A 19,205-nucleotide genomic window follows, 5' to 3' on the forward strand; every position below is an offset into this window, starting at 1 on the left:
CGACTTTCAGGCGCTGTACGGGGTGAGCCTGGCGATCTCCCCCGGTTCCTTCGTGGCGATCGTGGGCCCCAACGGGGCGGGGAAGAGCACCCTGCTCAAGGTGCTGCTGGGCCTCGACCCCGGCAACCTGCGCGACGGGGAGGCCCGGCTGACGGGCAGGGCCGAGGTGTTCGGCCAGGCTCCCAGGGCGCTCCCGCCGGGCTGGGTGGGCTACGTGCCCCAGGTCAAGAGCTTCGACCGCAGCTTCCCGGCGCTGGCGCTCGAGGTCGTCGTCTCGGGGCTGCGCCGGGCCTGGCCCTTCCGCATCACCCCCCACGAGCGCGAGGTGGCGACGGCGGCGCTCGAGCAGGTCGGGGCCGCCCACCTGGCCGGGCGGCGGCTGGGGCGGCTGTCGGGCGGGGAGTTGCAGCGGGTCTACCTGGCCCGCAGCCTAGTGCGCCGGCCCAGGCTCCTCATGCTCGACGAGCCGGCCACCGGGGTGGACGCGGTGGGCGAGGCCGACCTTTACCGCCACCTCGAGGCCTACCAGCAGCAGAGTGGGGCCACCGTCCTGATGATCACCCACGACTGGGAGGCGGCCAGCCACCACGCCTCGCACGTGCTGCTGCTCAACCGCACCGTCATCGCCTACGACCTGCCCGCCGTGGCCCTGTGCCACGAGTGCCTGAGCCGGGCCTTCGGGCACGTGGGCCACGCCCACAGCGCCCCGGTGATCCGCTAGGAGGAGACGTGCTCGAGGCCCTGCAACTCCCCTTCATGCAACGCGCCCTGGTGGCGGGGGTCCTGGTCGGGGCCGTCGCGAGCTACCTCGGGGTGTTCATCGTGCAGCGGCGGCTCTCCTTCCTGGGCGACGGGCTGGCCCACGCGGCCTTCGCCGGGGTGGCGCTGGGCCTGCTGCTGGGCACCCAGCCGCTCTACGTCGCCGTCCCCTTCGCCGTGGCGGTGGCGCTGGCGATCACCTGGGTGCGCGAGCGCACCAACCTGGGCGAGGACACCACCATCGGGGTGTTCTTCGCGCTGTCGGTGGCGCTGGGCGTGCTGTTCATGTCCATGCGCCAGGGCTATAGCGCCGACGCGCTGTCGTACATCTTCGGCTCGATCCTCACCGTCACGGCGGCCGACCTGTGGGCCGTGGCGGCCCTGGCGGCGCTCCTGCTGGCCCTGCTGCCTTTGTGGAGCCGCTGGGCCTACGCCACCTTCGAGCGCGAGCTCGCCCTGGCCGACCGCCTGCCGGTACTGCGCCAGGACTACGCGCTCTCGGCGCTGGTCGCGGTGGTCACGGTGATGTCGGTGAAGGTGGTGGGCATCGTGTTGATCGCGGCCTTTTTGGTGATCCCGGCGGCGACCTCGAGGCTGCTGAGCCCCACCTTCGCCCGCATGACCCTGCTGGCGGTCGCCATCGGGGTGCTGTCCTCGCTGCTGGGCCTGTTTCTCTCCTACTCCCTCGACACCCCCAGCGGTGCTACCATCGTGCTCACCCAGACCGCGCTGTTCCTGCTGGCCCTGTCGTTGCGTGGCAGAAGTTGAGCCTGGCCCTCGGAGGGCTTCAAAGGTAAATCTCCCCATTGTCGGGTCGGATATACGGGATTAGACTCAGGCCATGTGGGTTTCCACCAAAGCACAGTACGGCCTGCGGGCCCTCGTCGAGATTGGGCTGCGGGCCCCTGCCGCGGTGCCGCTGAAGGACGTGGCCGAGGCCCAGGGGATCAGCCAGCACTACCTCGAGCAGATCGCCGCCCAGCTCCGCCGCAGCAACTTCATCCGCAGCGTGCGCGGGGCCAAGGGGGGCTACCGGCTCTCGCGCCCCATGGACAAGATCACCGCGCTGGAGGTGGTGGAGGCGCTGGAGGGCAGCCTGGCCCCCGTGACCTGCCTCGACGACCCCGAGTCCTGCTGGCAGACCGGGGCCTGCTCGACCGAGAGCCTGTGGAAGAAGGTGGACTTCGCCATGCGCGGCGTGCTGGGCAACACCACCCTCAAGGACCTGGTGGAAGAACGCAAGCTCATCGAGGCCCGCAAGCTCGTGCAGCTCGAGCCCGCCGCCTACATCCCCCCGCAGAACCCCGTGGTCTGATGATCTACCTCGACTACGCCGCCACCACCCCCCTGGACGGCGAGGTGAAGGCCGCGATGGAGCGGGCCTTCGCCGCCTGGGGCAACCCCAGCTCGGTCCACGCCTACGGGCGCGCGGCCAAGGCCCTGCTCGAGGAGTCCCACGAGCGCGTGGCCCGCGCCCTCGGCGCCCGCCCCCGCGAGATCGTCTTCACCTCCGGCGGCACCGAAGCCGACGCCCTGGCGGTCTACGGCGTCGCCCTGGCGAGGGGCCGGGGCCACCTCGTCACCAGCCAGATCGAGCACTCCGCCGTGCTCACCGCGATGAAGGGCCTCGAGCGCCTGGGCTACGAGGTCAGCTACCTCACCCCCGAGCCCCGCACCGGCATGGTCTACCCTGAACAGGTGGCCGAGGCCCTGCGCCCCGACACCCTGCTGGTGAGCCTGATGGCCGTCAACAACGAGCTCGGCACCGTCTACCCGCTCCGCGAGGTCGCGGAGGTCTGCAAGGCCCGGGGCGTGCTCTTCCACACCGACGCGGTGCAGGCCGCGGGAACCTTGCCGCTCGAGGTGAAAGAACTCGGCGCCGACCTGCTCTCGCTGGCCGCGCACAAGTTCTACGGCCCCAAGGGCGCGGGGGCGCTGTACGTGCGCAAGGGCCTCGAGCTGTTCCCCGTCGCGCCCGGCAAGCAGGAACAGGGCTTGCGCGGCGGCACCGAGAACCTGCCCGCCGTCTACGGCCTGGGGCTGGCGCTCGAGCGCGCCGTGGCCCTGCTGCCGCAGGAAACCCCCCGGCTGCTCGCCCTGCGGGAGCGGCTCGAGGCGGCCCTGCTTGCCCTCCCCGGCGTCGAGCTCAACGGCCACCCCACCGCCCGCAGCCCCAAGCACGTCAACGTCACCGCCCTGGGCGCCGACGGGGAAGGGCTGCTGCTCAACCTCGACCTGATGGGCGTGGCCGCCTCCTCGGGCTCGGCCTGCGCCTCGGGGAGCCTCGAGCCCTCCCACGTCCTCACCGCCATCGGGCGCAGCAAGGCCGAGGCCAAGGCTTCGGTGCGCTTCAGCCTGGGCCGCCACACCACCGAAGCCGAGGTAGACGAGGCCGCCCGGGTCTTCGCGCAGGCGGTGGAGCGCTCGAGGGTCGCGGTTTAGGGCGGCTTGGGCGACGCTGAACGCCGATAGCTGATAGCCGAACGCGCCGGGTCGTACGTCGTACGTCCTACGCCGTACGCAAAATGCGAAACGCAAAACGCCTCGGCCCGTGGCCCTAGAGCGGTTTGCCTATTGATTGACCGGTTGGAGGTTGCAAACCGCTTCCCCCCGGGGGTCCTCCGCCACGACGATACGCCATGAATGACGACCACCGCTCTAACGTAACGGTGCGGTGGCTAAATAACCCGCAAGAGGAATTTTTTCTTGATAACATCGGGAACGTGAAAGCGCCCACTTTTCTCTTAATGAGATCTTTGGGGAGTTTGCTCCTGCTGCTCCTCGGCCTTTTCACCCTCGCAGCTTGCGGCGGACAGTCCGGGGGTGGAGTCCCCGGCGGCGTGCTGCGCGTACGCATCACGGGTCTGCCTGCCGGGACGGCGGCAGTGGTCAAGGTGATCGGGACAGACCAGTCCGAGCGCACCGTCACCAGCGACACCGACCTCAAAGTTCCGGCAGGCGACTACGTCGTCAGGGGACTCGCGGTGGGCAGCGGCGAGAAGGATGCCCCCGCCTATAGCCCCGCGGTCACCACCCAGAGTGTGACGGTGGGTTCCGGAGCGGGGGCTTCGGTCAAGGTGGAGTATCAGCCCGTCGTGACCAAAATATCGCCCGAGACCAGGGTGGCGGACGACGCGGCCTCGGCTACCCTCACCTCGCTGGTCCAGGGCAGCGACGGGCGCACCACGCTCACCTTTTCGGGCGGCAACCCGCAGATCACGGCCCTCAAGGCCGGGGAAATTCTCGTGCTCGGCCCGTCGGCGGCGGCCCCGGAGGGGCACTTCGGGCGGGTCGTCTCGAATGACGGCACCACCGTCGTGACCGAGCCCGCCGCCATGCAGGAGGTGATCCAGCAGGGGGCATTCATCCTTAACCGGACGCTCGTGGTTGACGGCGAGGGCGTGGTGCTCCCCCAGGGCGTGCGGCCCAGCGAGGTCGGCACCTGCTTGGACGTGAACCGCACCCTGGACGCAGCCGCGGGCACCGGCGGCGTGGCGGCGGGTCTCAAGGTGACGGTCTCCGGAACCCTCTGCTTGAGCATTAATGTGTCTTTTAACATGACCTACCACCCGATCAAACTGGTGAACGGTAAGTTAGTGCAGCCGCCGCCGGATGTTTACCTCGACTCTAAGGTCTCCACCAGCAGCCCCGATGGCCGCAAAACCAATCTCAAGGTCTCGGCCTCGGCCTTGGTCGCCACGCCCGCCGGGGAGGCTCCCTTCGAGTTCCCCGAGATCGCGGTCCCTGTCCTGGAGTACTGGTTCAAGCCGATAGTCGTATGGACGGGAGGGGTACCATGGGAGGTGACTCCGGTCATCTCGGTGGACGTCGGTGCGGGCGGCACCGTGACCGCCGGGGTGAAGTTCGGCATGAGCACCGAGGGCAGTGCCGGGGGCGGCTTCTCCTACGACTCGAATAGCAACAGCACCAGAACGTGGTCGTCCAGAGAGTTGTCCTTCACCCCCGAGTGGCCGGTATTCAACTCCACTCTGAACCTCAAGGCTTTTATGGAACCCTCGATCGGGTTCCTCATTTATGGAGCCGCCGGGCCCTTCCTGGGCCTCCAGCCCTACATCCGCTTCAAGACCGACTTCGGCCCGCCCATATCCTGGCAGCTCTACGGCGGGATCGGGCTCACGACGGGCCTGACCACGGCCTTCAAGGGCGTTCCCCCACTGTCGTTCACCCTCTACAACTACGAGGCGCAAATCCTCAGCAGCAGCCAAACCCCCGATCCGGGCCAGACCACCGGCAACGCCTCCGGCTTCGACGCGGGCGGGGGCCTGGTGGTGGGGCCGGATGACACCGTTTACGTCGGCTCGGGGAACTCGGTGCGGGCCTACCCCTACGCCCTCGCGCCCAAGTGGACCTACAACACCAGCAGCAATGTGCTGGGGGTCAGCCGGGGGGATGACGGAACCATCTACGCCTGGGATTTCGGCGGTTCACTCTACGCCATCAACCCCGACGGCACGCAGAAGTGGAAGACCGACCCGCTGGGCAACCTCGAGATTCGCCGGGTGGCGCTTACCGCGAACGGCCTGGTGGTTACAGCGGGCGGCAACACCGTACGTACCTTCTCGGCGGCGAACGGCGCGCCGGGTTGGAGCGACGACGTGGGCGAGAGTGTTTATAGCGTCGTGGTGGATAAGAGCGGCAACATCTGGTCGAATGGCAGCTCCTCGGTGCGCAAGCACGCCCCGACCGGCGGGGTGCTGGCGACGGTGGCTGCCCCGAGTTCTCCCGGCGGGATGGCGATGGCCCCGGACGGCACGATCTATGTGCGGACCATCAGCAATGGGGTCATCCAGGTGTCTGCGGTGTCGCCCAATGCCACGCTCAAGTGGTCTAAATCGCTGAGCAATACCAATAACGAGCGTGCCGAGGCAGACTCGCTGAGCGAACCTGCCGTGGGCCCCGACGGGACCATATACATCTGCGGGACCCCGACCGATCCCATGTACACCGGCAGCCTGTTCGCGGTGAGCCCGACCGCCCCCACCGCTTCCTTAGAGGTTCCCAAGTGGATATACACCCACTTCGAGCGATGCAAGGCCACGCCCGCCGTGGGTGACAACGGGTACGTATACATCGTGACCGACAAATCCCTACGGGCGATCAATGCCAGCAACGGAGCCTTGGCCTGGCGCGTCGCAGCAGGCAATAACGCTACCGAGTCCTCGCCTGCTTTCTTGACGAACAAATCCGTCGTCGCGGGGACCAGCAGCGGGCTGATCAGCGTGCACGCCGGCGGTCAACTCGCCACCGGCACCTGGGCCCGCGAAGGCGGGGATGCCAACAGCTCTCGGCGCATGAAATAAGTTGGGGTCGCGCTTTGGCCTCGAGCCCCTCCCCGGTCGCCTCTTCACAATTTCCTCCTGCCTGCCCCCCGCCCGGGGCAGGCAGGCTTTAGAGCGGTGGTCGTCATTCATGGCGTATCGTCGTGGCGGAGGACCCCCGGGGAGAAGCACTTTGCAACCTCAAGCCGGTCAATCAATAGGCAAACCGCTCCAGACCCTCGGCCCTCGACGCCGGCAGGGAAAGTTGGTAAGAGGTCAACCACGAGCCACCTACCGCTGACCGGCGCCGCCCTTTCCCGGTATCGTGGAAACCGTGACCAAACGCCGCTACGAAGTCCTCCTCCCCGCCCGGCTCAACGACGGGCGCTCGGTGCTCTTGCAGGAAACGAGCAACCTCCAGCAGTCGCTCCAGGAGGTCATCGAGCGCTTCGGGGCCATGAGCTACAACCCCAACACCGTGCTCGGCGTCTATCACAAGGGCCGCGAGACCTTCGAGGACGACCTGTACCAGCTTGTCGTGGACGTGGACGACACGCCCGAGAACCGGCAGTTCTTCCTCGAGTTCAAGCAGAAGCTTAAAGAGCGCTTCCAGCAGCTCGAGATCTACGTCGTGACCTATCCGGTGGAGGTGCTATAAGAAAGGCCCCCTCGAGGCGAGGGGGCCGGGCGGGGCGCGGGGTCAGCTCGAGACCTTCTCCCGGTCGAGCTGCTCGCGCAGTTCGCGCTTGAGGATCTTGCCCACCATGCTCTTGGGCAGGCTCTCGCGGAACTCGTAGATGCGCGGGACCTTGTAGGCGGCCAGGTTGGCGCGGCAGTGGCGGTCGAGCTCCTCCTGGGTCACGACCTGGCCGGGCTTGAGCACCACGTAAGCCGCCACCGTCTCGCCGCGGTAGGCGTCGGCCACGCCGATCACCGCGGCCTCCTGCACGGCGGGGTGGGCGTAGAGCACCTCCTCGACCTCGCGGGGGTAGACGTTGTAGCCGCCCGCGATGATCATGTCCTTCTTGCGGTCGACGATGTAGAAGTAGCCCTCCTCGTCCATGCGGGCGATGTCGCCGGTGAGCAGCCAGTCGATCACGATGGACTTGGCGGTCTCCTCGGGGCGGTTCCAGTAGCCCAGCATCACGTTGGGGCCCCGGATGGCGAGCTCCCCGATCTCGCCGGGGGGCAATTCCTGGAGGTCGGGGCCGACCACCTTGGCCTCCACGCCGCTCATCGGCAGGCCGATACTGCCCACCTTGCGCTTGCCCACCACCGGGTTGCAGTGGGTGCAGGGGGCCGCCTCGGTGAGCCCGTAGCCCTCGACCAGCTTGCCGCCGGTGAGCTCCTCGAAGCGCCTGGCGACCTCGACGGGCAGCGCCGCCGAGCCCGAGATGCACACCTTCACCGTGCCCACCTTGCGCTTTTCGATGCCGGGGAAGTTGTTGAAGCCCACGTAGAGGGTGGGCACCCCGGGGAAGTGGGTCACGCCGTGCTTCTCGATGGCCTCCACGCAGGGTTTGACCTCGGGGCGGGGCAGCAGCACGATCTTGTAGGCCTCAGCGATGCCGTAGTTCATCGCTACGGTCATGCCGTAGACGTGGAAGAAGGGGATGGCCCCCAGCATCACGCCCTTGCCCTCGAACTCCTTCGCCGGGTACCAGGAGATGGCCTGGTAGGTGTTGGCGACGAGGTTGCGGTGCGAGAGCATGGCCCCCTTGGAGAGCCCGGTGGTGCCCCCGGTGTACTGCAGCAGCGCCACGTCGTCGGGCTTGGCGAGGTGGGGACGCTCGAGGGGCGGGTGCTCCTTGAGCAGCGCCTTGAAGCTGTGGCGCTTGGGGTCGGGGGGCAGGTTGACCCAGCGCTTCTCCCGCCGGGCCTTGACGGGGAAGAGGAGGTTCTTGGGGAAGGGCAGGTAGTCCTGGATCCCGGTGGTGATCACCCGCTTGACCCCGACCTCGCCGGCGATCTCGGCATAGCGCGGCCACAGCAGGTCGAGGATGACCAGCGTCTCGGCGCCTGAGTCGTTGAGCTGGTGCTTGAGCTCGCGGGGGGTGTACAGCGGGTTGACGTTGACGCAGACGCCCCCCGCCGCCAGCGTGCCGTAGAAGGCGATGACGAACTGCGGGCAGTTGGGCAGCATGATGGCTACCCGTTCGCCCTCCTTCACGCCCAGCGAGCGCAGGGCCTGCGCGAAGCGCCGCGCCGCGCTCCACAGCCCCTCGTACTTGAGGTGATAGCCCATGAACTCCAGGGCTATGTTGCCGGGGTACTTCTGGGCGCTGTGCTCGAGCAGCCGCCACAGCGGGACCTCCGGATAGCTGATTTGCTCCGGTACACCGGGATCGTAATGTGCCAGCCAGGGTTTTGCCATGCTTGAACCTCCAGGGGCCTTTGCGTGCTGTAACTCAAATCTTAATGGATTTTTATACCGAGTTCAAGCAGTGAGTCCACCGTCCCGGCGTTACGCTCCCGTTATGTCCGGGAGCGCGAGGACCGAAGGGCTGGACGCTTTCATTATCCTTCCCTCGAGCCCATAAACTGTAGTTATGGATGTCCTAGTGCGTTCCCAAGAGGGCGTTCCCGCTCATCCGGTCGAGCGCAGCCAGGATGCTTTCGTCCAGGTCCTCATCGGCCCCGAAGACGGAACCGTGCACGCGCTGGTGCGCCGCTTCACCCTGTTGCCCGGCGGGCGCATCCCCCGCCACAAGCACCCCACCGTGCAGCACCAGCAGTACGTGATCTCCGGCCGGGTGCGCGTGGGCGTAGGCACCGAGGTGCGCGAGCTCAAAGCCGGCGACGCCCTGCTCATCCCCCCGGACACGCCCCACTGGTACGAGAACCCCAACGACGAGCCGGTGAGCTTCCTGTGCATCATCCCGCGCACGAGCGGGTATGCCACGTTGTGGCTCGATGATTGAGGGGGGTTTGGGAGTGGTGGTCGGTAGCTGATAGCCGATAGCCAAACGCCAAACGCCAAACGCAAGGCGCCTTGCTCCCCCTTAGCAAGGGGGGCTGGGGGGATAACCCCTCCCCGCACGCGGGGAGGGGTTTTTCACCACGAGCCTTTCGCTGAAGGCTGACGGCTGAAAGCTGATAGCTTATCGCTTCCTGCTCACGGCTGCTGGAAACGCCAGCGGATGCCTTCGGGCAGCGTGGTCGAGCTGCTGATGTTGACGATCCACTTGCTCTTGATCACGCGGTACTCGGCCAACACGTAGTTCCAGCCTTGCTTGGCCTCGAGGTCGAGGTTGAGCGTGACGTCCTGCCAGGGGCCTAGGAAGGTGCGGGGGCAGTCGATGGTGCCCTTCATGGTGGTGTCCTGGTCGAAGTACTGGAGGTAGGCGTACTTCTGGCCGGGCTCGAGCACCGGCTCCTGGTTGGCGAGGATCACGCTGCCCAGGCTGCTGCCGCTGCCGTCGAGGGGCAGGAGGTCCAGGCGCGCGTGGCGGATGGTGTCGGGGCTGTGCTCGAAGGAGGTCTTGACGGTGCAGCCGTTGCCCTGGGTGCGCCAGGTGTCGGGCACCAGGCTCTCCTCGCTGAGGGCGGCGGGGGCAGGCACGGGGAGTGAGTAGGTGAGGTTGCCGCCGGCGTCCACCGGGCTCTCGGCCACCACCACGGCCCCGCTCTGGAAGCGCAGGGTGCCGCTCGAGGCCGGCCAGCCCACCACGCTGACGCTGCCGCCGGAGGCGCTGGGGCCGCTGGGGCCGCGGCCGCACGCGCCCAGCACGGCCAGCAAGCCGAGCCCTACCCCGTACACGAAGAATCGGTTCATCGAAACAACCTCCAAAAGTCGCGCTCAGGCTAACAGCGATTTTTGCCGTTGTCAACGAGATTAGAGCCTCGCGAGTAGGAGATGAGAAGCATGGCAACCCCCCGCCCGTGCCCGGCTTTACGGTAATCTCTCGACATGGACCTAGCCCAGCGCTTCGCCCAGCTTGCCCCCAGCATGGTCGCCATGCGCCGCGACTTCCACCGCCACCCCGAGCTGGCCTTCCAGGAGTACCGAACCAGCGCCAAGCTGGCCGAGTACCTCGAGGCTTTGGGGCTCGAGGTCACCCGGGGCATCGCCGAGACCGGGGTGATGGCCCGGCTCAAGGGCAGCCGCCCGGGCCGCACCGTGCTGGTGCGGGCCGACATCGACGCCCTGCCCATCCACGAGGCCACCGGGGCCGAGTACGCCTCGCAGACCCCCGGCGTCATGCACGCCTGCGGCCACGACGGCCACGCCACCATCGCCGCCCACGTCGCCCGCGTGCTGAGCGAGCTGCGCGAGGAGATCGCGGGCGAGCTGCGCTTCGTGTTCCAGCCCGCCGAGGAGATCGTGCAGGGGGCCCGCCCCATGATCGAGGCGGGAGTGATGGACGGAGTGAACGCGGTGGTGGGGCTGCACCTGTGGAGCCAGTTGCCCGCCGGGATGGTGGGGGTGCGGCCCGGCCCCATCATGGCCGCCGCCGACGCCTTCACCGTCACCGTGCGCGGCCGGGGGGCCCACGCCGCCACCCCGCACCTGGGCACCGACCCCGTGCTCATCGGCGCCCACCTGATCACCGCGCTGCAGAGCCTGGTAAGCCGCGAGACCGACCCCCTGCTCTCCTCGGTCATCACCATCGCCACCGTCACCGCCGGGGAGGGGGCGCACAACATCATCCCCGAGCAGGCCGAGCTCAAGGGCACGCTGCGCACCTTCGACGCCGGCCTGCGCCGCCACCTCGTCCGCCGCATCGAGGAGCTCTCCGGCAGCCTCGCCGCCGCCTTCGGCGGCTCCGCGGGGGTCTCCTGGCGCCCCGGCTCGCCCGCCGTGGTCAACGACCCCCTCATGACCGAGCGCTTCCGCGCCATCGCCCGCGAGCGGGTGGGCGACAAGCTCCTCGAGATCCCCCCCATGATGGGCGGCGACGACATGGCCGAGTTCCTGCTGCGGGCCCCCGGCGTGTACTTCTGGGTGGGCGCCGGCGACCCCGCCAGCGGCAAGGACAAGCCCCACCACCACCCCGCCTTCGACATCGACGACGAGCGGGCCCTGCCCCTGGCCGCCGAGCTGCTCGCCCGCACCGCCCTCGACTTCCTGCGCGAGTAGGCCCCAACCGTTGCTCGGCTGACACATTCTTGGCGCCTCGAGCGCCATCATCGGGCATGAAAGCCCCGATCCTGCTGGCACTGCTCGCGGTGATGGCGTTCGGCCTGGCGCAGGGCCCCGGCGTCACGGCCCGCGACGCCCAGGCCATCCGGGCGGTCATCGAGGGCCAGATCGCCGCCTTCAAGGCCGACGACGCGGAGAGGGCCTTCTCCTACGCCTCGCCCGGCATCCGCGAGCGCTTCGGCAACGCCCAGAACTTCGTCCAGATGGTGCGGGAGAGCTACGCCCCGCTCTACCGCCCGCTCGAGGTCGAGTTCCTGCGCCTCACCCGCGTGGAGCGCACCATCGTCCAGGTCCTCGGCGTGACCGCGCTGGACGGCAAAAAATACGTGGCCTACTACTTCATGCAAAAGCAGCCCTCGGGCGAGTGGCGCATCTCGGGGGTCGTGCTCGAGCCCGCCGCCCCCACCGACACCGCTTAGAGCCGGAAGAAGGCGATAGGGTGGGCGCTGGGGGGCTCGAGGCCCAGCAGCCGGAATTGGCCGGCGAGCTGGCCGCGGTGGAAGTGGGTGTGGGTGGTGAAGTGCACCGCGATCTCCCACACGCGACTCTCGCTGGGGCTTCCAGTGAAGGGCCGGTACGCCACGCGGGCGAGGGGCTCGGCCTGCTCGAAGTAGGCCCGCCGCTGCCCGGCCACCTCGCGCCAGCGGGCCTCGAGGCGGGCCAGGTCGGGGGCCCAGTCCGGCCCCGGCCAGGCCTCGGGCGAGCGGCCCAGCAGCCGCTCGAGCCAGGCCCACTCGGCCGCCACCAGGTGCAAGGTGGTGGCGTAGACGCTGGGGAAGCTCCCGCCCACCGCGCGCCCGGCCTGCTCGGGGCTCAGCGCCCGCAGGGCCGGCCACCACTTCTCCCACACCCAGTCGTTGGCCGCGACGATCCGTTGCAGCTCGGCTCGCTCCATGCCGCGAGCATACGGCATCTCAGTCGGCCGCCGCGCCCCCCGACCGCGCCACGGCCTCGTGCACCTTGCGGCTGTGCGTGGCGACGAACAGGAACTCGTGGTTCTCGGTGTGCGAGACCTTGCCCACCTTCTGGCCCCGCGGGTTGTAGATGCCGATGCGCGCGCCCACGTAGCGGGTGTGGGGCCGGGTGAGGCGGTGGACGTAGCCCCAGTCGCGCAGCATGGCCTCGATGGCCTCGGCCCCGAAGAAGCCCTCGTCGTTGAAGGAGACCACCAGGTGCCGGGCACGGATCGAGCCCAGCAGGCGTTGGAGGGCCTCACCGGCCTCGCGCCGCAGGTTGAAGGCGCTCTTTCGCTCCTGCACGTCCACCCGCTTGTGGGCGACGCCGTAGGTCTGGGGCTGGTCCCACAGGGTCAGGGTTTCCCAGACGTGGTAGTTGCCCAGGTAGGAGTGCTGGTTGTAGGGCGGGTCGAGGTAGAAGAGGTCGGCCTCGAGCCCCTTCGCCACCTCGAGCGCGTCGCCCCGCAGGGCCCGGCCCCGCCCCGGCAGCAGGGGAGGGTACTCCAGCCGCAGGTCGTTGTACGAGCGCTTGGCCCACTGCTTGAGGTAGGCCATCTGGATGCCGGTCGTGGAGTCCACGCGGTCGGCGGCGAGCATCAGGCTGGTGAGCAGGACGGCCCGCAGCAGGGGGTCGCCCTGGGCCTCGGCCTCGAGCCCCTCCCTAATGGCCTCGATGCGCGCGCCGTTGTGCGGCTGGAAGTAGCGCGACTGCTCGCAGTAGGCGTGGGTGAACCAGCCCGCCCGGGGCGGCAGGGCGTTGAGCCGCTGGAGGACGGGCTCGAGGCGCTCGGGGCCGTACTCGCGGGCGTCGGCCTCGACCAGGGCCTGGGCCAGCACGTGGGCGTAGTGCATAAGGTCGTTGCTGACGACGTAGAAGCCCTGCTTCTTGAGCGCGTGGCCCACCCGGGCCGTGCCCGAGAAGAGGTCGGCCACCGTCCGCACGGGCTCCTGGCGGTGGATGACCCCGATGGCTCCGGTGATCCAGGGCAGGAGGGCACGCTTGGAGCCGATGTACTTGACCATCGCCCGTATCGTACCCGGTGCGCCGCGGCAGGGCGGGCCGGCATAGGATAAAATCCGGCTACAGTTCAGTAAGTGGGCTTCTGGCAGGGCTGAACGGAGGTCATCATGCCGACAGAGACCGTGCGGGTGGACTGGCTTGCCGAGCGGATATTCCTACTGCGCGACCGCAACAATTTCCCCGTCGTGATGACCCAGCCCCAGGGCGTCAACGGCGCCGACCTGCTGCCCCTAAGCCTGGTCGGCTGCTCGGTCTGGGACATCACGAACATCCTGCACAAACAGCGCCAGCAGGTCACCCGCCTCGAGGCCACCGCCACCAGCCAGCGCGCGCCTGAGCCCCCCTGGCGCTTCGAGAAGATCCTCATCCGCTACCGCTTCACCGGCCGCGACCTCGACCCCGCGGCCGTCCAGCGGGCCATCGAGCTCAGCGAGACCAAGTACTGCTCGATCTACGCGACCTTGCGCGACGTGGTGGAGATACGCAGCGAGTTCGAGATCGTGCAGGAGGGCTAAGGAGGAGTTGCCACGGCGCCCGTCGCGAGCTCCGGCGGCACCGGCGCCTCGAGCACGAGCTCCTCCCCACTGACGGGGTGCGGGAAGACCAGCCGCTCGGCGTGCAGCCAGTAGCCGCCGTCCCCGGGCAAGCCGGGCAGGCCGGGCAGGGGCTGTCCCCCTGCCCCGTAGAGCGGGTCGCCCACCAGCGGGTGTCCCAGGGTGGCGAGGTGGATGCGGATCTGGTGCGGGCGGCCCGTCAGGATGCGGACGGCGAAGACGGTGGCTTCAGGGCGGCGCTCGAGCACCCAGGCCACGCTATGGGAGGGCTTGCCCGTAGGGTTGGCCGCGTATACGGTGCCCAGCCGGGGATGCGGCACCGGCCCGATGGGCGCGTCGATGGCGTAACGGTCCTGCGCGGCCGCCCCCGAGGCCAGCGCCCGGTAGGTCTTCTCGACCTCGCGCCCCGCCCAAGCCCTGCCCAGCCTCGAGGCCGCCGCGCCCTCGAGCGCGAACAGCACCAGCCCCGAAGTACCCCGCCCGAGCCGGTGGACGGGGTTGGCCCCGGGAAAGCGCTCCCGCACCAGGCTCAGCAGGGTGTTGTGCAGGAAGCCGCCCGCTGGCACCGTGGGCAGCCCGCTCGGCTTGTTCACCGCCAGGATCGCCTCGTCCTGGTAGACGATGCCGTAGTGCCGCGGGGCGGGCTCCTCCTCCCAGGGGGGCCGGTGCCAGACCAGGGTCTGACCCGGCCGCAACGGCTCGCCCCCGCCGGCCACGGCGCCGTCGAGCCAGACTTCCCCTCGAGCCAGCCGCGCTTCCCACTCCTGGGGGCTCGAGTGGCGGTAGCGACGGGCCAGGTAGGACAGGACGGTGTGCCCCAGGGCCCGGCGGTCCAGTTCCTCGCGGTAGCTGTAGCCCCGGTTAAATCGCATGATCTTGAAGTACATTATCTAGGGAAAGGAGTGGGATACAAAGAATGAATACAGCACTCTTCATCAATGGGATTTATGAAGGGGTCCTGGGAGAAATATTGAAAGCCCAAAGTGAGATCGAAGGAAAAGTCTTCTTTCTTCAACCTTATAGGGGTAACGTTATTCGTATGCTGAAAAGTTGGGCTCCTAGCACCACTCATCCAATTCGTCTATATATTTCTACCAGCGATAATTTGTCGAATATTTGCTACACCGCTGAAATCATTGGTTGGGAGGATAAAAGATATTTATCGAATGAGAGGCGTAAAGAGGTTCTGGCACACCTTCAGAACTATCAGCGAGGTGAGTGTAATTTGTTCGAAGGTATAGAAGAAGTAGGGAAGAAGGCGATTAACCTAATCTCAATACGCAATCTGCGTAAGCTCGACACTCCGCGCCCAACAAGCTTGCTAAGGAAAAAAAGCGATGGCCAACCGCTCAAAGAGCGTACAAGGGCAGGTGGATGGAGCGAGGTATATGACCCTGGTACGCTACTTTAGGTCACCAGGCAATCCCGAACGGCAGAACTAAGCTGTTGTTTTCCCGAAGCGCTTCTCGATGTAGTCGTTGACCAGGTTCATGAAGTCTTCGGCGATGCTGTCGCCCTGGAGGGTGGTGGCGAGCTGCCCGTCGATGTAGACCGGGGCGCGGGGGTGTTCGCCGGTGCCGGGCAGCGAGATGCCGATGTCGGCGTGCTTGGACTCGCCGGGGCCGTTGACCACGCAGCCCATCACCGCCACCTTGAGGTTTTCCACGCCGGGGTACTGGCTGCGCCAGTTGGGCATGTTCTCGTTGAGCTTAGTCGAGACCTGGAGGGCGAGCTCCTGGAAGAAGCTGCTGGTGGTGCGCCCGCAGCCGGGGCAGCTCGAGACCGTGGGGTTGAACTGGCGCAGGCCGATGCTCTGCAAAATCTCCAGCGCCACCTCCACCTCGCGGGTGCGCGGCTCGCCGGGGGCCGGGGTCAGCGAGACCCGGATGGTGTCCCCGATGCCCTCGGTGAGCAGCGGCACCAGGCCGGCGGCCGAGGCCACGATGCCCTTGGGGCCCATGCCCGCCTCGGTGAGGCCCAGGTGCAGCACCGCGTCGGTGCGGCGGGCCAGCTCGCGGTAGGTCCACCAGAGGTCGGGGGCGTTGGAGATCTTGGTCGAGAGGATGATCTGGTCCTCGCGCAGGCCGTACTTCAGCGCCCACTCGTAGCTGCGGATGGCCGACTCCACGCAGGCCTCGAGCGTCACCCGGTGCGCGTCCTTGGGGGTGGCGCTCCTGGCGTTGGCGTCCATCATCTCGGTGAGCAGGCCCTGGTCGAGCGAGCCCCAGTTGACGCCGATGCGCACGGGCTTGCCCAGCTCTACGGCGACCTCGCACATGGTCTTGAAGTTGGGGTCTTGCTGCTTGCCCCGGCCCACCGTGCCGGGGTTGATGCGCAGCTTGTCGAGCGCGGCGGCCATCGCCGGGTACTTGCGCAGCAGCAGGTGGCCGTTGAAGTGGAAGTCGCCGACCAGCGGCACGTCCACGCCCAGGTCGAGCAGCCGGGCCTTGATCTCGGGCACGGCCCTGGCCGCGTCGTCGTCGTTGACGGTGAGGCGCACCAGCTCGGAACCGGCCCTGGCCAGGGCCCAAATTTGGCCGACGGTGGCCTCCACGTCGGCGGTGGCGGTGTTGGTCATGGACTGCACGGCGACCGGGTGGTCGCCGCCTAGAGGGACTTTGCCGACCCACACGGTGGGGGTCTTGCGTCGAGGGCTCAACATGGCCGTATGCTACCCTGCGGAGCTCATCCTGAAGGTAGCGCCGTGCCGGAATTGGTTCTGCTGGATTCGATTTCCTACCTCGGCCCAGAACACGCCGGGGCCGTGGTGGTCTCGGGCTCGCACGGGGGCGAGGCGGCGGCCCGCTACGCCCTGGCCCACCCGCCCCTGCTGGTGGTGTTCAACGACGCGGGGGTGGGGAAGGACCAGGCGGGGATCGCCGGGCTGGCGCTGCTCGAGGCCGCCGGGATCGCGGCTTGCGCGGTCGGCCACCTTTCGGCCCGCATCAGTGACGCGAAGGACACGCTCGAGCACGGCGTCATCACCCATGCCAACCGGCCGGCCCGGCGCCTGGGGGCCGGGATAGGGGAGAAGGTGCGAACGGTCGTAGAACGGCTGTGCGACAAGGCTTAGGCTCGAGGCTATAGCAGGAGGTTGCCATGCCCCTGAGCGAAGCCCGTCAACGCGTGGACCTGGCTTACACGGTGTTCCGGCGCTGCGTGGAGCAGGAGGTCGCCGAGTACGGCGAGCAGTACGACGAGCTGCGCCGCATGGAGGACGAGGCCCCGGCCCCCGACCCCTGCGTCCAGCTCTTCAACGAACTGGTAGACGCCTGCTTGGACTACGAAAACCTGAGCGGGGAGCGGGAAGAGCTCGAGCTCGGCGAGTACCGGGACCGGGTCTACCGGCGGATGGAGGAGGTCAGCCGCTGGGAAGGGGAGGGTGGGCCGTGAGGGTCGGGGGGCGGTAGCTGAACGCCAAACGCCGATAGCTGATAGCCGATAGCTGATAGCTGAGCGCGGGTCGTACGTCCTACGTCGTACGCGAGACGCCAAACGCCAAACGCCAAACGCCAAACGCCAAACGCCAAACGCATGATGCCTCGGCCCTCGACCCTAGACCCTCGACCCTCGACGAACCACGAGCCATGGGTCACGAGCCTTAGGTTGACCACCTCCCATCCCCTGACGGCCTTCAATCAACCCGCACTCGAGCCCCGTTAGGGTCGGTCAGGGTCAGGCTGTCGAGCTTTGCTTTGACTTCGGGGCTGAGCCACAGGGTGTACTCGAGCAGCCCCGTGGACTCGGCGGGGGCGGTGCGGCCACGGGCCCAGAGGTTGGTGCCGACGTGGTGGTGGTAGCCGTCGGCGGCCAGGAAGCGGGCGCCGGGGTAGTCGCCCTGCATGACCTCCATGCCGAACTGCCGGAAGAAGCGCTCGGCCTCGTCGAGGTCGGCGACGTGCAGGTGGATGTGGCCTAGGGAGGTCTCGGGGTCGAGGGGGGCGCTGTGGGGCGATTGAGCCCGAAGGTCGTCGAGGTCGAGCCGGGCGCTCACCATCGCCAGCTTGTCGCCCCGGAAGGGCCACTGCTCGCGGGGCCGGTCGCGGTAGAGCTCGAGGCCGTTGCCCTCGGGGTCGGCGAGGTAGAGGGCCTCGGAGACGCCGTGGTCGGAGGCGCCCTGGAAGTTGGGGTAGCGGGCCTCGAGCAGCCGCCGGAACACCGCGGCCAGCGCCTTGCGGTCGGGGAGCAGCAGGGCGAAGTGGTACAGGCCCAGCGTGGGCTGGGGGCGCAGGGGTGCAGCGGGCTCGTGGACGAGGGTGAGGGTGAACCGGCGCCCGGCGGGGGCCAGGTCGGTGCGGCCCCCCTCGGAGCGCAGAACCTCGAGCCCCAGCAGGTCGCGGTAGAAGGCCAGTTGGCGCTCGAGGTCGCGCACGCGCAGGGTGAGGCCGGTGAGGGCCAGGGTTTGGGTCTGGGGGTCGGTCATGTCTTCTCCGCTTGCCGGGCCTGCCACTCCTCGTAGCTGACGCGCGGCATCTCGAAGATCTCGCGGGTGCGCGTGTAGCCGCCCCGCCCGTGCATCCGCCCGATGAGGCGCAGGGCCTCGGTCTTGACGTGGTAGCGTTGGGCGTCGGCGATGAACTCGTCCTGCACGAAGGCGTGCAGCACCTCGCCGATCACCAGCCGGTTGCGCCCGATCTCGAGCACGCTGTGCAGCTTGCACTCGAAGCCCGCCGGGGCCCGGGCGATGCGGGGCACCGGGACCTGGGCGGAGGGGGCGAGCTCGAGCCCGGCCACCGCCACCTCGCTCACGCCCTCGGGGAACTCGGTGGCGGTGACGTTCATGGCCTCGGCCAACTCCTCGCTGACCATCTGCACCACGAAAAAGCCGGTGCGCCTGATGTTGGCGGCGGTGTCCTTGGGCCGGACCCGCCCGTGGTTGCCCACCGAGATCACCAGCACGCCGGGGTCGGAGCCCATCACGTTGAAGAAGCTGAAGGGCGCCGCGTTCACCGAGCCGTCCTCGTTGAGGGTGGTCACCCAGGCGATGGGACGGGGCACCACCAGGGCGGTCAGGAGCTTGTAGCGCTCCTGGGGCTTGAGTCGGGCGAAGTCAAACTCCATGGCAGTAGCCTAATACCAGATTCGGTTAGTTCGGCGCCGTTCGGCGGCGAACTAACCCGACCGAAGGGATACGCTTTCTTCGCCGGCCGTCAGGGAGGGGTGTGCTCTAGGATTCAAAAAGATAGCCTCTGGAGTTTTTAGTTTGGAAGGTTATCTTTTTGAATCCGGTATAACGTGGTTTTAGCGATCAGCCCTCAGCCGTCAGCAAAACCGGGTCGTGGCTTGTGGCTCGTGGCGTGGGGTCGGAAGCTTTTTGCCGCTAGCCGTCCAGATGCCGGGCCAGCCATGCCTGAGCCGCCTCGAGCTCCTCCGGGTGCAGCTCGTGGCCGGCGTCGTGCCAGCGCAGCTCGACCTCGGCCCCGGCCCGCTCGAGCCAGCGGGCCAGGGCCTCGACGCGCTCGTTGGGGGCCCAGGGGTCGCGGCGGCCCGCGG

At 68.0% G+C, this 19,205-nt stretch carries 20 protein-coding genes and 1 pseudogene; 13 read left to right on the plus strand and 8 right to left on the minus strand.

Features of this window, described 5'->3' with window-relative positions; all coding sequences use genetic code 11:
- Window positions 1–25: 25 nt before the first annotated feature.
- The 6 genes and pseudogenes from MEICH_RS0110815 to MEICH_RS0110840 form a co-directional block, all read left to right on the plus strand.
- A pseudogene (locus MEICH_RS0110815) lies at window positions 26–721 on the plus strand (metal ABC transporter ATP-binding protein); the annotation flags it as partial.
- 8 nt (window positions 722–729) lie between these two features.
- On the plus strand, window positions 730–1,527 hold the full coding sequence (locus tag MEICH_RS0110820; RefSeq protein WP_027892627.1) for a metal ABC transporter permease: 798 nt from the start codon (window positions 730–732) through the stop codon (window positions 1,525–1,527).
- Window positions 1,528–1,600: 73 nt separating this feature from the next.
- On the plus strand, window positions 1,601–2,074 hold the full coding sequence (locus tag MEICH_RS0110825; protein WP_027892628.1) for an RrF2 family transcriptional regulator: 474 nt from the start codon (window positions 1,601–1,603) through the stop codon (window positions 2,072–2,074).
- The gene (locus tag MEICH_RS0110830) at window positions 2,074–3,201 is read left to right on the plus strand and encodes a cysteine desulfurase family protein (protein WP_027892629.1); all 1,128 of its coding nucleotides are present in this window, start codon (window positions 2,074–2,076) and stop codon (window positions 3,199–3,201) included. The genes MEICH_RS0110825 and MEICH_RS0110830 overlap by 1 nt, the downstream gene beginning before the upstream one ends.
- A gap of 323 nt (window positions 3,202–3,524) precedes the next feature.
- Window positions 3,525–6,080, plus strand: a complete 2,556-nt coding sequence (locus tag MEICH_RS0110835; RefSeq protein ID WP_169730658.1) for an outer membrane protein assembly factor BamB family protein — start codon at window positions 3,525–3,527, stop codon at window positions 6,078–6,080.
- A gap of 292 nt (window positions 6,081–6,372) precedes the next feature.
- Entirely contained in the window at window positions 6,373–6,696 is a 324-nt protein-coding gene (locus MEICH_RS0110840; protein WP_027892631.1) for a hypothetical protein, read from the plus strand.
- 42 nt (window positions 6,697–6,738) lie between these two features.
- Here MEICH_RS0110840 and MEICH_RS0110845 read toward each other — a convergent pair whose 3' ends face one another.
- Window positions 6,739–8,412 carry a long-chain-fatty-acid--CoA ligase gene (locus MEICH_RS0110845; protein WP_027892632.1) on the minus strand — a complete coding sequence of 558 codons (1,674 nt, stop codon included), beginning with the start codon at window positions 8,410–8,412 and terminating at the stop codon, window positions 6,739–6,741.
- A gap of 175 nt (window positions 8,413–8,587) precedes the next feature.
- On the opposite strand from MEICH_RS0110845, the gene MEICH_RS0110850 reads away from it, so the two are divergent.
- The gene (locus MEICH_RS0110850) at window positions 8,588–8,959 is read left to right on the plus strand and encodes a cupin domain-containing protein (RefSeq protein WP_027892633.1); all 372 of its coding nucleotides are present in this window, start codon (window positions 8,588–8,590) and stop codon (window positions 8,957–8,959) included.
- Window positions 8,960–9,153: 194 nt separating this feature from the next.
- On the opposite strand, the gene MEICH_RS0110855 is transcribed toward MEICH_RS0110850, so the two are convergent.
- Complete coding sequence (locus MEICH_RS0110855; protein ID WP_027892634.1) at window positions 9,154–9,813, minus strand: hypothetical protein; 660 nt, start codon at window positions 9,811–9,813, stop codon at window positions 9,154–9,156.
- A 135-nt stretch (window positions 9,814–9,948) separates the two neighbouring features.
- On the opposite strand from MEICH_RS0110855, the gene MEICH_RS0110860 reads away from it, so the two are divergent.
- Together MEICH_RS0110860 and MEICH_RS0110865 are read left to right on the plus strand one after the other, a co-directional pair.
- Window positions 9,949–11,118 (plus strand): M20 metallopeptidase family protein, encoded by a 1,170-nt coding sequence (locus MEICH_RS0110860; RefSeq protein WP_027892635.1) that lies wholly within the window; start codon window positions 9,949–9,951, stop codon window positions 11,116–11,118.
- 56 nt (window positions 11,119–11,174) lie between these two features.
- Entirely contained in the window at window positions 11,175–11,600 is a 426-nt protein-coding gene (locus tag MEICH_RS0110865) for a DUF4864 domain-containing protein (protein WP_051304104.1), read from the plus strand.
- Here the strand turns inward: MEICH_RS0110865 and MEICH_RS0110870 are convergent.
- The gene (locus MEICH_RS0110870) at window positions 11,597–12,076 is read right to left on the minus strand and encodes a DinB family protein (RefSeq protein WP_027892637.1); all 480 of its coding nucleotides are present in this window, start codon (window positions 12,074–12,076) and stop codon (window positions 11,597–11,599) included. The two genes, MEICH_RS0110865 and MEICH_RS0110870, sit on opposite strands and share 4 nt — an antisense overlap.
- Before the next feature lie 19 nt (window positions 12,077–12,095).
- Window positions 12,096–13,160, minus strand: coding sequence for a DNA adenine methylase (locus MEICH_RS0110875; protein ID WP_027892638.1), 1,065 nt, complete (start codon window positions 13,158–13,160; stop codon window positions 12,096–12,098).
- 105 nt (window positions 13,161–13,265) lie between these two features.
- Here MEICH_RS0110875 and MEICH_RS24655 point away from each other — a divergent pair, with 105 nt between their 5' ends.
- On the plus strand, window positions 13,266–13,673 hold the full coding sequence (locus MEICH_RS24655) for an OsmC family protein (protein ID WP_084542273.1): 408 nt from the start codon (window positions 13,266–13,268) through the stop codon (window positions 13,671–13,673).
- Here MEICH_RS24655 and MEICH_RS0110885 read toward each other — a convergent pair.
- Window positions 13,670–14,584, minus strand: coding sequence for an RluA family pseudouridine synthase (locus tag MEICH_RS0110885; RefSeq protein WP_027892639.1), 915 nt, complete (start codon window positions 14,582–14,584; stop codon window positions 13,670–13,672). The two genes, MEICH_RS24655 and MEICH_RS0110885, sit on opposite strands and share 4 nt — an antisense overlap.
- Before the next feature lie 44 nt (window positions 14,585–14,628).
- Between MEICH_RS0110885 and MEICH_RS28690 the strand changes: the two genes are divergently transcribed.
- On the plus strand, window positions 14,629–15,123 hold the full coding sequence (locus MEICH_RS28690; RefSeq protein ID WP_157202734.1) for a hypothetical protein: 495 nt from the start codon (window positions 14,629–14,631) through the stop codon (window positions 15,121–15,123).
- 27 nt (window positions 15,124–15,150) lie between these two features.
- On the opposite strand, the gene ispG is transcribed toward MEICH_RS28690, so the two are convergent.
- Window positions 15,151–16,374 carry a flavodoxin-dependent (E)-4-hydroxy-3-methylbut-2-enyl-diphosphate synthase gene (gene ispG, locus MEICH_RS0110890; RefSeq protein ID WP_027892640.1) on the minus strand — a complete coding sequence of 408 codons (1,224 nt, stop codon included), beginning with the start codon at window positions 16,372–16,374 and terminating at the stop codon, window positions 15,151–15,153.
- A 42-nt stretch (window positions 16,375–16,416) separates the two neighbouring features.
- Between ispG and MEICH_RS24660 the strand changes: the two genes are divergently transcribed.
- Both MEICH_RS24660 and MEICH_RS0110900 read left to right on the plus strand, forming a co-directional pair.
- Window positions 16,417–16,785, plus strand: coding sequence for a hypothetical protein (locus MEICH_RS24660; RefSeq protein ID WP_245587641.1), 369 nt, complete (start codon window positions 16,417–16,419; stop codon window positions 16,783–16,785).
- Between the two features lie 26 nt (window positions 16,786–16,811).
- On the plus strand, window positions 16,812–17,105 hold the full coding sequence (locus MEICH_RS0110900) for a hypothetical protein (protein ID WP_027892641.1): 294 nt from the start codon (window positions 16,812–16,814) through the stop codon (window positions 17,103–17,105).
- A gap of 241 nt (window positions 17,106–17,346) precedes the next feature.
- Here MEICH_RS0110900 and MEICH_RS0110905 read toward each other — a convergent pair whose 3' ends face one another.
- Both MEICH_RS0110905 and MEICH_RS0110910 read right to left on the minus strand, forming a co-directional pair.
- Window positions 17,347–18,135, minus strand: a complete 789-nt coding sequence (locus MEICH_RS0110905; protein ID WP_027892642.1) for a VOC family protein — start codon at window positions 18,133–18,135, stop codon at window positions 17,347–17,349.
- The gene (locus MEICH_RS0110910) at window positions 18,132–18,773 is read right to left on the minus strand and encodes a flavin reductase family protein (RefSeq protein WP_027892643.1); all 642 of its coding nucleotides are present in this window, start codon (window positions 18,771–18,773) and stop codon (window positions 18,132–18,134) included. The genes MEICH_RS0110905 and MEICH_RS0110910 overlap by 4 nt, the downstream gene beginning before the upstream one ends.
- Between the last annotated feature and the right edge of the window lie 432 nt (window positions 18,774–19,205).

The organism is Calidithermus chliarophilus DSM 9957 (genome assembly GCF_000430045.1).
Taxonomy (GTDB): Bacteria; Deinococcota; Deinococci; order Deinococcales; family Thermaceae; genus Calidithermus; species Calidithermus chliarophilus.